The sequence below is a fragment of the Dactylosporangium siamense genome (assembly GCF_016862795.1).
GTDB lineage: Bacteria > Actinomycetota > Actinomycetes > Mycobacteriales > Micromonosporaceae > Dactylosporangium > Dactylosporangium siamense.
This window is the reverse complement of sequence record NZ_BONQ01000033.1, coordinates 1-13,507: the sequence shown is the minus strand read 5'-3', so window position 1 is coordinate 13,507 and position 13,507 is coordinate 1. Positions and strand designations below refer to the sequence as shown.

Genomic DNA, 13,507 nt, shown 5'->3' with positions numbered 1-13,507 from the left:
CTCAGAACGGGATTTCGTCGTCCGCGATGCCGCCGCCCACTCTCGCGACGACGGCGAACGAGTCGTTGGCCTGCGCGATCGAGCGCAGCGTCGAGCTGGGCGGCGGGCCCGCCTCGGCCGGCCGGGTCGCCCAGGACGGGAACGGGAACTCGATGCACAGCGGCACCGGGATCTCCGGCTGCGACACGAACATCGTGCCCGGCTTGGCGAGGAGCGCCCGCTGCCGCTGGGCGGGCGGCAGGAACCCGTACTCGGGGCGGGAGGCCTCCGCCGGGTCGAGCCGGCCGACGACCCGGATCGCGGAGTTGGCCACGATGCGCCGCTCGACCTCGCTGGCGGTCTGCTGCGCGCCGATCAGCACGACGCCCAGGGACCGTCCGCGTTCGGCGATGTCGAGCAGCACCTCCTTGATCGGGCTGGTGCCCTCGCGCGGCGCGTACTTGTTGAGCTCGTCGAGGACCACGAACAGCAGCGGTTTCGCGGTGCCGGCCTTCTCCTTGCGCTCGAACTCGCTGCGCAGCGTCACACCGACCACGAAACGCTGCGCCCGGTCCGGCAGGTTGTGCAGGTCGACGACCGTCACCTGGGCGCTCTCGGCCGTGTTGATCGCGTGCGGGCGGCGGGTGGCGAGGTCGCCGCGGATCAGCCGGGACAGGTCCTTCTTGCTGCCGATCAGCCGGCGCGCGAACGCGTTGACGGTGCCGAGCCCGACCGCGCTGCCGGCCCACTGGCCCCGGGTCGAGTCGTCGGTGATCTGCTCGACCAGGTAGTCGACGAGGTCCGCGTAGGAGTTGAGCCGGGTGCCGTCGACGGCGACGCCGCCCTCGGCCGGCTGGGCGATGCGCGCCAGGTGCGCCGTCACCGAGTGGACCACCATCGTGTACTGCTGCCGCTCGTCGTCGGCGTCGGCGAACACGTATGGCAGCAGCCGGTCGGCGCAGAACTCCTGCAGCGTCCAGTAGAAGCTGTCGACGCCGGTCAGCCGGCTGCTGACATCGGGCGTGCCGGAGGAGTCCCCGGCCCGCGGCGGCGCGTAGACCCGCACGTCGGGGAACGGCCCGGCGACCAGGCCCAGCCGCGCGTATGCCGCCTCCGTCGTGGCGTCCAGGCGGCTGTTCGGATAGTCCAGGAAGAGCAGGTCCTCGCCCTTGACGTTGAAGATCAGCGCGCGGGTGTTGGCGGTCTCGCCGGCGCCGCCCAGGACCCCGGACCGGAACACCGAGTAGAGCAGGAACGTCGCGAAGCTCGTCTTCGTCGCCACCCCGGAGATGCCGGAGATGGACACGTGCGCGCCGCGGCTGCCGTCGAGGAAGTCCGCGTTGAGGAACATCGCCGCGCCGTCCCGCCCGAACCCCATCGGGATCGTGCGGTCCATCCGGTCGAAGTACAGCGCGCCGGCCCTGGCGTCGCCCTGGGCCCGGTGGACGACCGCGCCCGGCGTCGGCGGCACGTAGACCTCGGGGTCGACCCGGGTCGTGGTGATCTCGGCGGCCTCCTGCACCGTGGCCGGCAGGGTGCCGTCGGCGACCAGGAACACGTCGGAGTCGAACACGACCCCCTCGTGCCGGGCCCGGACCGCGGTGACCACGCCGGCGATCCGCACCGACGGCTGGCCGGGGAGCTCACGCTCGGTGACGACGACGTCGTCGAGCTGGAGGTAGGCGTCCTCGTTCACGGCGACCCAGAACGTCAGCGGGGTGGCGTCGGCGGTGCCGAGCACCCGGCCGACGATCGGCCCGTCCTTGTTGGCGTCCATCTGGTCGACCCCCAGTACATGTGTTCGCCTGTGCATCGTGCCCCAAGACCGCCAGTGGATCGAAGTCACCACGCCCGCTGTGGACGTGTTCACGTCTGTTCACGCGTGCAAACCAGGACAAACGCGGCGGCTGTCCACAGGTTGGGGACACTTGTCCACAGGGGTGTGGACAACGGTGTGGATTCCGGCCGGCTGTCCTCAGCGCCCGTACCGCAGCAGCAGCTGACCATCGGCCAGCAGGGCGTGACGCAGCGTGAGCGCTTCGGGTGTCGGCAGGTGCGGTCCGGCCGTGATCCTGCCCGCTCCGGGCCCGGCGAGCAACGGCGACACCGTGAGGCACAGCTCGTCGACGAGCCCCGCCACGGTGAGTGATCCGAACAGTATCGGGCCGCCCTCGCTGAGGAGCTGCGCGAACCCGCGCTGCCGCAGCTGCCGGACCGCCTCCCGCAGGTCCACGTGCCCGTCACCCGCCCGGATGACGTCGGCCGTTTCCTCGAGGTCCCGCACCGCGGTGTGCCGGGTGGTCACGATGATCGGCCGGACCGGGGCGTCGGCGAGGGCGGGCTGCGCCGGGTCCAGGTCGCCACGCCCCGAGACGATCACGAGGGTCGGGAACTCGCTCAGGCCGTGCGCCAGCCGCCATGCCCTGCGCTCCGCGTCCAGCCGCAGGGCCCGGTAGCCCTCGTCGCGGACCGTGCCGGCGCCGACGACCAGCGCGTCGCAGCGCATCCGCAGGATCCCGAAGACCCGCTTGTCCTCCGGGCCCGAGAGCCCCGCGGACTTCCCGCCGAGCGTGCCCGCCCCGTCGAGGCTCGCCACGAAGTTCACCCTGATCGACGGCTCGGGCGGCGGCGCGTACAGGTCGATGAGCGCTGCCTGGTCGACTGGTCCGGGCTCCGGGTACAGCTGCTGCACCCGGCAACCCTACGTGCCGCGCTCCGGTGACCGGCCTACTCGCCGGGTGGGCCCGTCACCGGCGGGGTCGGCACCGGCTCGCGGTGCTGGCAGTCGCACCGGTTGCCGCCCGGGCAGTCGGCATGCCGTTTCTCCCGACACGCAGGACAGATCACGACTTCAGGGTGCGCCGTCGCACCTGCTCGGTCAACAATGACTGCACCATGGCGCGCACGATCATCCAACTCCGCATCTCGCTCGACGGCGTCGAGCCCACCGTCTGGCGGCGGGTCCTCATCCCGGGCGGGTTCACCCTCGACCGGGTCCACCGCGTCGTGCAGTTCGCGATGGGCTGGGGCGACCGCCACCTGCACGTGTTCGACGTGGAGGGCGTCCAGTACGGCGTCCCCGACCCCGACGGCCTCCTCGACGTCCACGACGAGCTCGACGTGCGCCTGGACGCGGTCGCCAGCAAGGGCGGGCGGCTGCGGTACACGTATGACTTCGGCGACTGGTGGGAGCACGACCTGACCGTCGAGGACGAGTTCCCCGCCGATCTGGACACCGCCTATCCCGTGTGCACCGCCGGCGAACGCGCCTGCCCACCGGACGACGTCGGTGGCCCGGACGGCTACCGCGACCTCGTCGCCGCCGTCGGCGACCCCGCGCACCCCGACCATGTGGCGATGGGCGAGTGGCTGGGCCGCGCCTTCGACCCGGGTGCCTTCGACCCGGCGAGAGCCACGACATTGCTGCGCCGCATGACGTAGGCCCTCGGCCACGGCGGGTGTGGTTACTGTGCGGGGTCCGGCGACTGCGGGGGGTTGTGCCGGGTGAAAGTTTCCGTTGCTTGACGGTGCCGTTCCGGGGTTGGTCGGCGCCGTGATCGATCTTGGGAATCCGTCGCGGTAAAGCGGGGCAAAGCGACCAGGACCGAAGCGTCGCGGCGGCGGCCAAGAGATCGGTGTCTGTCGCTTGATCCAAGGGCTGGGCGGCGAGGGCCGGGGGCGCTCCCAGGCGCTTGGCGTCCGGTTTGTCCATCGACGCCGGTCTGTTGCAGCGCGAGGGCGCCCGCTTGCATCGGTCGATGATGGTCGATGCCTCGCGGAAATCGAGCTGGGTCTCTGCATGGGCGACCGGGAAGCGCGCATATCGCGGTAAAGGCCGACAAAAAGGCGGCATGAAATCTCGCGGTAACGAAATGGGAACGCTCCCATTGCCCCATTGACACCTGGCGGACGAGGCGCCAGTCTCATGGGAGCGCTCCCGTGGCTGTGGCCGGTGACACACCCCGCGGCCATGGGAGCCATTCAAATGCGACACCCGCCATACCTGCGACACCCGAACGACGGACTTCACACCCGGGTCCGCCGTCGATGCGTCACACCCCCACCCAGCACACCCGTCAAACTCCCATCACGACCTGAGAGAGGGGTCAGGATGAGCGTCACCTCACGCCGTCTGCGTTCGATCGCCACGGCCACGCTCACCGTGGGTCTTGCCCTCGGTATGACCACTGCGTGCAGCGCCAAGAAGGACGCCGAGCCCAACGCCAACGGCACCGGCCCGGTCACCATCTCGCTGTCCTACTTCGGCACGCCCGGCTTCAACCAGGCGGTCAAGGACTTCGAGGCCGCCAACCCGAACATCAAGGTTGACGTCAAGAACGAGGGCCAGACCAAGGACTTCGCGCCGAAGCTCGCCCAGTGGATCTCCGCCGGCAGCGGCGCGAGTGACGTGGTCATGCTCGAAGAGGGCATGCTCCTGCAGTACCTGAAGGACAACAAGGGCTTCGCCAACCTGCTCGACCTGGGCGCGTCCTCCGTGGAGAAGGACTACCTGTCCTTCAAGTGGAAGAACGCCTTCACCGCGGACGGCAAGAAGCTCGTCGGCCTCGGCACCGACGTCGGCCCCCTGGCGATGTGCTACCGCACCGACCTCTTCCAGAAGGCCGGCCTGCCCGTTGACCGCGACGCGGTCAGCAAGCTGTGGCCGACCTGGGAGGAGTACGTCAAGCAGGGCGAGGTCTTCAAGTCGAAGAACACCGGCGCCGCCTGGACCGACTCGGCCACCAGCGTCATGCAGCCGTACATCATGCAGAACGCCGACAGCTGGTTCTACGACAAGAGCGACAAGTACATCGGTGACACCAACCCGGCCGTCAAGAAGGCGTACGACCTGGGCCTGGACATGGCCGGCAAGGGCCTGACCGCCAAGCTCGCCCGCTGGTCGGCGGACTGGGACGCCGCGTTCAAGAACGCCGCGTTCGCGACCGTGCCGTGCCCGCCGTGGTACACGGGTGTCATCAAGGAGCGCGCCGGCGACGCCGGCAAGAACAAGTGGGACATCGCGACCATCCCCGGTAAGGGTGGCAACTGGGGCGGCTCCTACCTCGCGATCCCGGAGCAGAGCAAGAACAAGAAGGCCGCGTTCGAGCTGATCAAGTTCATCACCGGCAAGCAGGGTGGCCTGGACGCGTTCGCCGAGGCCGGTCCGCTGCCCTCGTCGATCGCCGCGCTGGACGACCCGAAGATCACGGACGCGAAGAACGAGTACTTCAACAACGCGCCGGTCGGCAAGATCTACGCCGGTGCCGCGAAGGAGCTCAAGCCGATCTACCTCGGGCCGAAGCACCAGGCCCTGTGGGAGAACGCGTTCGAGCCGGCCATGCAGGCTGCCGAGCAGGGCAAGCTGAGCGCCCAGGCGGGCTGGGACAAGGCCATCAAGGACAGCAAGGCACTCGCCGAAGGCTGATCCAAACGTTGACGGCGGAGGCGGCGTCGAACCTGACGCCGCCTCCGTCCTCCACATAGCCCGTTGATCGGAAGGGATCCACCCCCCATGGCAACCAACGTCGGCGAGGTCACCGGGCCTCGCCACGGGCGCGCACCCGCCGGGCCGTCGAAGCAGCCGTCGCGGCGCTCCGTGCGGGTCGGGCGGCTCGACCTGCGACTGTCGCCGTACCTGTTCGTCGCACCCTTCTTCGTGCTGTTCGCGGTGTTCGGCGCGTACCCGCTGATCTACACCGCCATCCTGTCGACCCGCAAGAACACGCTGACGGGCGGCGACGCGGGCTTCGTCGGCCTGGAGAACTACCGCAAGATCCTCTGGGACGAGCACTTCTGGATCGTCATCTTCAACACGTTCGGCCTGTTCTTCGTCGCGACCGTGCCGCAGCTGATCTTCGCGCTGCTCATCGCGAGCTGGCTGAACAAGAAGATGCGGGCCCGCACCGCGATCCGGATGGGCGTGCTCATCCCCAACATCACCTCGGTCGCCGCCGTCGGCATCGTGTTCGGTCTGATCTTCGCCGACCGGTACGGCCTGGCGAACTGGCTGCTGCAGAGCGTCCACCTGGACCCGGTCGAGTGGCGCAACCACCGCTGGTCGTCGTGGACCGCGATCGCGTTCATGGTCGACTGGCGCTGGACCGGCTACAACGCCCTCATCTACCTGGCGGCGATGCAGGCGATCCCGAAGGAGCTGTACGAGTCGGCGTCGCTGGACGGCGCGTCCGCGGCCCGCCGCTTCTGGCGGATCACCGTGCCGCTCATCCAGCCGACGATCCTCTTCACGGTGATCATCTCGACGATCGGCGGCATGCAGCTGTTCACCGAGCCGCTGCTGTTCAACTACGGCCGCATCCAGGGTGGCTCGCTCAACGAGTTCCAGACCGTCGCGATGTACATCTACGAGACCACGTTCACGAACAACTACAACGTGGGCCGCGGCGCCGCGATCTCCTGGCTGCTGTTCATCATCATCCTGATCTTCGCGCTCATCAACTTCGCCCTGGTGCGCCGATCCGTCAAGGGGCAGACATCATGAGTACGACCATGACCCGGCCGCGGAACCTGCCCGTCGAGCCGCCGAAGAAGAACAGGGGCCGGGTCCGCAGTGCCTCGGCCGCGCTGTGGGACGCCAGCCCGCTGACGTACCTCGCGTTGATCATCACGATCGTGCTGTCGATCTTCCCGATCGTGTGGTCGTTCATCGTGGCGTCGCGGGAGAACAGCGCCGTCACCGACATCCCGCCGCCGTTGACCCCGGGCCCGAACTTCTTCGACAACGCCTCGCGGGTCCTGGCCAACACCGACGCGAACTTCGTCTACGGCCTGATCAACTCGGCGGTCGTGTCGTCGTGCGTGACCCTGTCGGTGGTGTTCTTCTCCACCCTCGCCGGGTTCGCGTTCGCGAAGCTCAAGTTCCGGGGCAAGAACGCCCTGCTGCTGATCATCATCCTCACGATGATGATCCCGACCCAGGTCAACATCATCCCGCTGTACCTGCTGATGGTGAAGTTCGACTGGACGAACACCCTCCAGGCGGTCATCGTGCCGTTCCTGGTCAAGGGCTTCGGAGTGTTCATGATCCGGCAGTACGCGGAGTCGGCGATCAGCGACGAGCTCATCGAGGCCGCCCGGGTCGACGGCGCGTCCACCTGGCGGACCTACTGGTCGGTCGTGCTGCCCGCGTTGCGTCCGGCGGCGGCGGTCCTGGGTCTGCTGACGTTCATGGAGACCTGGAACGACTTCCTGTGGCCGTACGTCGTGCTCAACGGCGACACACCGACCGTGCAAGTTTCACTGAACATTCTCGCGACCGGTTACTACAAGACCGACTACGTGCAAGTCTTTACCGGGACAGCGCTCGCGATCGTGCCGCTGCTCCTCGTGTTCATCGCATTCGGCCGTCAGATCATCGGCGGCATCATGGAAGGTTCGGTCAAGGCGTGACCAGCATCGACCCGCTGACGTTCCCACCCGGTTTCGTGTGGGGTGCGGCGACCGCGTCGTACCAGATCGAGGGAGCCGCCCAGGAGGACGGCCGCACCCCCTCGATCTGGGACACGTTCAGCCACACCCCGGGCAAGACCCTGGGCGGGGACACCGGCGACGCGGCCTGCGAGCACTATCACCGCTACCGCGAGGACGTGGGGCTGATGAAGGACCTGGGCGTCAACGCCTACCGGTTCTCCGTCGCTTGGCCCCGCGTCCAGCCGGGCGGGTCGGGGCCGGCCAACGCCAAGGGCCTGGACTTCTACCGGCGGCTCGTGGACGAGCTGCTGGCGAACGACATCACCCCCTGGGTGACGCTGTACCACTGGGACCTGCCCCAGGCGCTCGAGGACGCGGGCGGCTGGCCCGCCCGCGACACCGCGGCCCGGTTCGCCGACTACGCCATGCTCGTGCACGGCGCGCTCGGCGACCGGGTCCGGCACTGGACGACGTTCAACGAGCCGTGGTGCTCGGCGTTCCTCGGCTACGCGTCCGGCGTCCACGCGCCCGGCCGCCAGCACGCACCCGACGCCCTGGCCGCGATGCACCACCTGCTGCTCGGCCACGGCCAGGCGATCGAGTCCATGCGGGCCGCGGATCCCGAGGCACAGCTCGGCATCACGCTCAACCTGTACGCGATCTCCCCGGCCGACGAGACGAAGGCCGGGGACCTCGACGCGGCCCGCCGCATCGACGGGCTCGCCAACCGGATCTTCCTCGACCCGGTGCTGCTCGGCTCGTATCCGGCGGACGTCGTCGCCGACCTGCAGGGGGTCAGCGACTTCGGCTTCGTCCGCGACGGCGACCTCAAGCAGATCGCGCAGCCCCTGGACCTGCTCGGCATCAACTACTACAGCCGCCACGTGGTCGCCGGCGAGGACCCCGACGTCCCCGCCGAGCCCTACTGGCGGGCGCCGACGTCGTGGCCCGGCAGCGAGACCGTCCGGTTCCTGAAGCGGCCCGGCGTCCCGGTCACCGACATGGGCTGGGAGGTCGACGCGCCGGGGCTCACCGAGACCCTGACCCGCGTCGCCCGCGACTACCCGGCGATCCCGCTGTACATCACCGAGAACGGCGCCGCGTACGTCGACACCGTCGGCGAGGACGGCAGCGTCGAGGACGCCGAGCGCGTGGCGTACTTCGACGCGCACTTCCGGGCCTGCCACGACGCGATCACGGCCGGGGCACCGCTGCACGGCTACTTCGCCTGGTCGCTGCTGGACAACTTCGAGTGGGCCTGGGGTTACACTAAACGGTTCGGCATGATCCGGGTCGACTACGACACGCAGGAGCGCACGATCAAGGCCAGCGGCCACCGGTACCGCGAGGTCATCAAGCACAACGGCCTCGGCGAGTAACGTGCGCCGCCCGACCCTGGACGAGGTGGCCGCGCTCGCCGGCGTCGGGCGCGGCACGGTCTCCCGGGTGATCAACGGCTCGCCGCAGGTCAGCCCGGAGGCCCGGGCCGCCGTCGCCCGCGCCGTCGAGGAGCTCGGATACGTGCCCAACCGGGCGGCCAGAGCGCTCGTCACCCGCCGTACCGACTCCGTCGCCCTGGTGGTTTCCGAGTCGGAGGAGCGGGTCTTCGGCGAGCCGTTCTTCGCCGGCATCGTCCGCGGAGTCAGCAACGTCCTCGCCGACACGTCCCTGCAGCTGTGGCTGGCGATGGCACAGTCACCGTCGCAGCGGCTCATGGTCGAGCGGCACCTGTCGGACCAGCACGTCGACGGGGTGCTGCTGCTCTCCCTGCACGACGACGACCCGCTGCCCTCGCTGCTGGGCAAGCGGGGGCTGCCCACCGTGCTCGGCGGGCGGCCGGCGCACATGCTCGAGGTGGAGGGTGACAACGAGGTCGCCTTCGTCGACAACGACAACGAGGGCGGTGCCCGCACCGCCGTCGAACATCTCATCGGCCTCGGTCGCCGCTGCATCGCGGTGATCGCCGGCCCGCAGGACATGGCGGTGGGCATCGCCCGCCTCCGTGGCTACCGGGAGGCGCTGCGCCTGGCGTCCCTGCCGCACGATCAGCGACTCATCGCGTACGGCGACTTCAGCGAGGCGAGCGGGGCCGACGCGATGCACCGCCTGATCCATCTCAACCCGGGCCTCGACGCCGTCTTCGCCGCCTCCGACCTGATGGCCGCCGGCGCCATCCGCGCCCTGCGTGAGCTGGGCCGCCGGGTGCCCGCCGACGTGGCGGTGGTCGGGTTCGAGGACTCCGCCGTGGCCCGGCAGACCCAGCCGCCGCTCACCACCGTGCACCAGTCGGTGGAGGGCATGGGGCGGGAGATGGCCAGGCTCCTGCTGGCCCGCATCGCCGGCGGGCCGGCCCACTCGACTGTGCTCGACACGCACCTCGTGGTCCGCGAGTCGGCCTGACGCGGCTTCCGTGTGCAGCACAGTCCTCATTCCCCTGCAGGAGGCACCCCGTGCGCTTCGGCCACTTCGACGACGAACGCCGCGAGTACGTCATCGACCGACCCGACACCCCGCTGCCCTGGATCAACTACCTCGGCACCGAGGCGTACTTCGGCATCATCTCCAACACCGCCGGCGGCTACTCGTTCTACCGCGACGCGCGGCTGCGCCGGCTCACCCGGTACCGCTACAACAACGCCCCCATGGACCTCGGCGGGCGGTACCTCTACCTGCGGGACGCCGCCTCGGGTTCGTTCTGGTCGCCCACCTGGCAGCCGACGCAGACGGAGCTCGACGACTACGAGTGCCGGCACGGCCTGTCCTACACGCGTATCGCCTCGCGGTACAACGGGATCAAGGCCGAGACGCTCTACTTCGTGCCGCTGGGGGAGACCCTCGAGGTGTGGCGGCTGAAGGTCACCAACCTCCGTGAGACACCGGCGGAGCTCTCGGCGTTCTCCTCGATCGAGTTCTGCCTGTGGGACGCGCAGGACGACGCCACCAACTACCAGCGCAACTTCAACACCGGCCAGGTCGAGGTCGTCGACGGCGTCATCTACCACAAGACCGAATACCGGGAACGCCGCGACCACTTCGCCTACTTCGCCTGCAGCGAGCCCCTGGCCGGCTTCGACACCTCCCGTGAGGCGTTCCTCGGCCCGTACCGCTCCTGGGACCGGCCCCTGGCGGTCGAACGCGGCGAGTCCGGCGACTCGATCGCCAACGGCTGGCAGCCGCACGGGTCGCACCACGTGCGGCTCACCCTCCAGCCCGGCGAGACGCGGGAGATCGGCTTCGTGCTCGGGTACGCCGAGAACCCCCGCGACGCGAAGTTCGACCCGCCCGGCTCGCAGACCGTGAACAAGGCTCTTGTGCTGCCCAAGATCGCTGACTGGTTGCGGCAGGACACGGTCGACGCCGGGTTCGCCGCGCTCGCCGCGCGCTGGGAGGAGCTGCTCGGCGGGCTGCAGGTGCGGACGCCCGACGCGGACACCGACCGGATGGTGAACATCTGGAACGCGTACCAGAACATGGTCACGTTCAACATGAGCCGGTCCACGTCGCTGTACGAGTCCGGGATCGGTCGCGGCATGGGCTTCCGCGACTCCAACCAGGACCTGCTCGGCTTCGTGCACATGATCCCGGAGCGGGCCCGCGAGCGGATCCTCGACATCGCCGCGACCCAGCTGCCCACCGGCGGGGCCTACCACCAGTACCAGCCGCTGACGAAGCGCGGCAACAACGACATCGGGTCCGGCTTCAACGACGACCCGCTGTGGCTCATCCTCGGCGTCTCCGCGTACATCAAGGAGAGCGGCGACTGGAGCATCCTGGACGAACCGGTGCCGTTCGACAACGCGCCCGGCAGCGAACAGTCCCTGTACGAGCACCTGCGCCTGTCGTTGCGGTACACCCTGGACCGCCTCGGTCCGCACGGCCTGCCGCTGATCGGCCGGGCCGACTGGAACGACTGCCTCAACCTGAACTGCTTCTCCGACACGCCCGGCGAGCCGTTCCAGACCACCGAGAACGCCACCGGCGGCGTCGCGGAGTCGGTGTTCATCGCCGGCCAGTTCGTCCTGGCCGCGCGGGAACTGGCCGCGCTCGCCGTGTCGAGGGGTGATGACCCCACGGGGTATCAGAACGCCGCGGAGAAGATGGCCGGCACGATCGCCGAGCACGGCTGGGACGGCTCCTGGTTCCGGCGCGCGTACGACTTCCACGGCAACGTCATCGGCTCCGCGTCCAACGACGAGGGCCAGATCTTCATCGAACCGCAGGGCATGTGCATCATGGGCGGCGTCGGCCTCGAGGACGGGACCGCGGTCCGGGCCCTGGCCAGCGTCCGGGAGCGGCTGGCCACCCCGCACGGGATCGTGCTGCAGCAGCCGGCGTTCTCGTCGTATCGCATCGAACTCGGCGAGATCTCAAGCTACCCGCCGGGGTACAAGGAGAACGCCGGGATCTTCTGCCACACCAACCCGTGGCTCATGATCGCCGAGGCGATGGTCGGCAACGGCGACGGCGCCTTCGACTACTACAAGCGGATCAACCCGTCGGCCCGCGAGGAGCTCGGCGACCTGCACCGCTGCGAGCCGTACGTCTACGCCCAGATGATCGCCGGCCGGGACGCGCCGACGCACGGCGAGGCGAAGAACTCGTGGCTGACCGGGACCGCGGCCTGGAACTACGCCGCCGTCACCCAGTGGATCCTGGGCATCCGGCCGGAGCTGGCCGGCCTGCGGATCGCGCCGGTGATCCCCGCCGAATGGTCCGGGTTCTCCGCGGTGCGGCGCTTCCGCGGTGCCACCTACCGGCTCACGGTGCGCAGGGAGCCCGGGACCGCCGGTTCGACCTGCCGTCTCATTGCGGATGGGGTACCGGTGGAGGGCGCTGTGCTCCCCGTCGCCGCTGTGGGTGCCGAGGTGCTGGTGGAGGCGATTTTGTCGTAGATCGTTCCGGGTTGCGGTCGTATTGCTGCCGCGGTGCCGCGTTTTCAGGGCACCGCGGCTGCAAGATCGCTGGCGTGTGCGCACAATGGGGCGTGCCTTCCACGAACAGCCGCCCCCGCTCAGCGGGCCGCCCCACCCTCGACGAGGTCGCCTCGCGCGCCGGCGTCGGGCGGGGCACCGTGTCGCGTGTGGTCAACGGCTCACCGCAGGTGAGCCCGGAGGCGCGCGCGGCCGTGCAGAAGGCGATCGACGAGCTCGGCTACGTCCCCAACCGCGCCGCCCGCGCCCTCGTCACCCAGCGCACCGACTCCGTCGCGCTGGTCGTGTCCGAGTCGGAGGAACGGGTCTTCGGCGAGCCGTTCTTCGCCGGCATCGTCCGCGGTGTCAGCTCCGCCCTCGCCGACACCCAGCTCCAGCTGTGGCTGGCCATGGCCCAGTCCCCGGCCGAACGCCAGCGCGTCGAGCACCACCTCACCAACCAGCACGTCGACGGCGTCATGCTGCTCTCCCTGCACGATGCCGACCCGCTGCCCGGCCTGCTGGAGCAGCGCGGCCTGCCCGTCGTCCTCGGCGGCCGCCCGGCCCGGATGCTGACCTCCACCTCCACCTCCACCTCCAGCACCGGCACGGACGCCGGCACCGGCACTGCCACCGGCACCGACGTCGCCTTCGTCGACGCGGACAACGAGGGCGGCGCCCGCCTCGCCGTCGGCCACCTCCTGGACCGCGGCCGGCGCCGGATCGCCGCGATCGCCGGCCCGCAGGACATGGCCGCCGGCGTGTCCCGCCTCACCGGCTACCGCGAGGCGATCGAACGCGCCGGCAGGCCCGTCGACGAGCGCCTCATCGCCTACGGCGACTTCAGCGAGGCCTCCGGCGAACGCGCCGTCCACGAGCTGCTGGCCCGCACCCCTGACGTCGACGCCGTCTTCGCCGCCTCGGACCTGATGGCCGTCGGCGCCCTGCGGGCCCTGCGCGAGCTGGGCCGCCGCGTCCCCGACGACGTCTCCCTGGTCGGCTTCGACGACGTGGCCATCGCCCGCCAGACCGACCCACCCCTGACGACCGTCCACCAGCCGGTCGAGGCAATGGGCCGCGAAATGGTCCGCCTCCTCCTGGCCAGAATCGCCGGCGCCGCCCCCACCGCAGTCATGGTCGAAACCCACCTGGTAGAACGCGCCAGCACTGTTTCCCGGCTGTAACTAGCT

10 protein-coding genes are annotated in these 13,507 nt (G+C 69.7%); 8 read left to right on the top strand and 2 right to left on the bottom strand.

What is annotated here, in order from left to right; all coding sequences use genetic code 11:
* Position 1: 1 nt before the first annotated feature.
* Positions 2-1,756 carry an ATP-binding protein gene (locus Dsi01nite_RS11065; RefSeq protein WP_203846002.1) on the bottom strand — a complete coding sequence of 585 codons (1,755 nt, stop codon included), beginning with the start codon at positions 1,754-1,756 and terminating at the stop codon, positions 2-4.
* Between the two features lie 198 nt (positions 1,757-1,954).
* Positions 1,955-2,671 (bottom strand): pyrimidine reductase family protein, encoded by a 717-nt coding sequence (locus tag Dsi01nite_RS11060; protein WP_203846001.1) that lies wholly within the window; start codon positions 2,669-2,671, stop codon positions 1,955-1,957.
* Positions 2,672-2,874: 203 nt separating this feature from the next.
* Between Dsi01nite_RS11060 and Dsi01nite_RS11055 the strand changes: the two genes are divergently transcribed.
* The 8 genes from Dsi01nite_RS11055 (at position 2,875) to Dsi01nite_RS11020 (ending at position 13,501) form a co-directional block, all read left to right on the top strand.
* Positions 2,875-3,420 (top strand): plasmid pRiA4b ORF-3 family protein, encoded by a 546-nt coding sequence (locus tag Dsi01nite_RS11055; RefSeq protein ID WP_203846000.1) that lies wholly within the window; start codon positions 2,875-2,877, stop codon positions 3,418-3,420.
* A 670-nt stretch (positions 3,421-4,090) separates the two neighbouring features.
* Positions 4,091-5,404 (top strand): ABC transporter substrate-binding protein, encoded by a 1,314-nt coding sequence (locus tag Dsi01nite_RS11050; RefSeq protein ID WP_203845999.1) that lies wholly within the window; start codon positions 4,091-4,093, stop codon positions 5,402-5,404.
* An 87-nt stretch (positions 5,405-5,491) separates the two neighbouring features.
* Entirely contained in the window at positions 5,492-6,478 is a 987-nt protein-coding gene (locus tag Dsi01nite_RS11045; RefSeq protein WP_203845998.1) for a carbohydrate ABC transporter permease, read from the top strand.
* A gap of 8 nt (positions 6,479-6,486) precedes the next feature.
* Positions 6,487-7,386, top strand: coding sequence for a carbohydrate ABC transporter permease (locus Dsi01nite_RS11040; protein ID WP_239135834.1), 900 nt, complete (start codon positions 6,487-6,489; stop codon positions 7,384-7,386).
* A complete protein-coding gene (locus Dsi01nite_RS11035) occupies positions 7,383-8,786 on the top strand; it encodes a GH1 family beta-glucosidase (RefSeq protein ID WP_239135825.1) in 1,404 nt (467 codons plus the stop codon). The genes Dsi01nite_RS11040 and Dsi01nite_RS11035 overlap by 4 nt, the downstream gene beginning before the upstream one ends.
* Position 8,787: 1 nt before the next feature.
* Positions 8,788-9,807: a LacI family DNA-binding transcriptional regulator gene (locus Dsi01nite_RS11030; protein WP_203845996.1), complete on the top strand. Its 1,020-nt coding sequence runs from the start codon at positions 8,788-8,790 to the stop codon at positions 9,805-9,807.
* A gap of 50 nt (positions 9,808-9,857) precedes the next feature.
* Positions 9,858-12,299: a glycoside hydrolase family 94 protein gene (locus tag Dsi01nite_RS11025; protein WP_203845995.1), complete on the top strand. Its 2,442-nt coding sequence runs from the start codon at positions 9,858-9,860 to the stop codon at positions 12,297-12,299.
* Positions 12,300-12,391: 92 nt separating this feature from the next.
* On the top strand, positions 12,392-13,501 hold the full coding sequence (locus Dsi01nite_RS11020; RefSeq protein WP_203845994.1) for a LacI family DNA-binding transcriptional regulator: 1,110 nt from the start codon (positions 12,392-12,394) through the stop codon (positions 13,499-13,501).
* Positions 13,502-13,507: the final 6 nt, after the last annotated feature.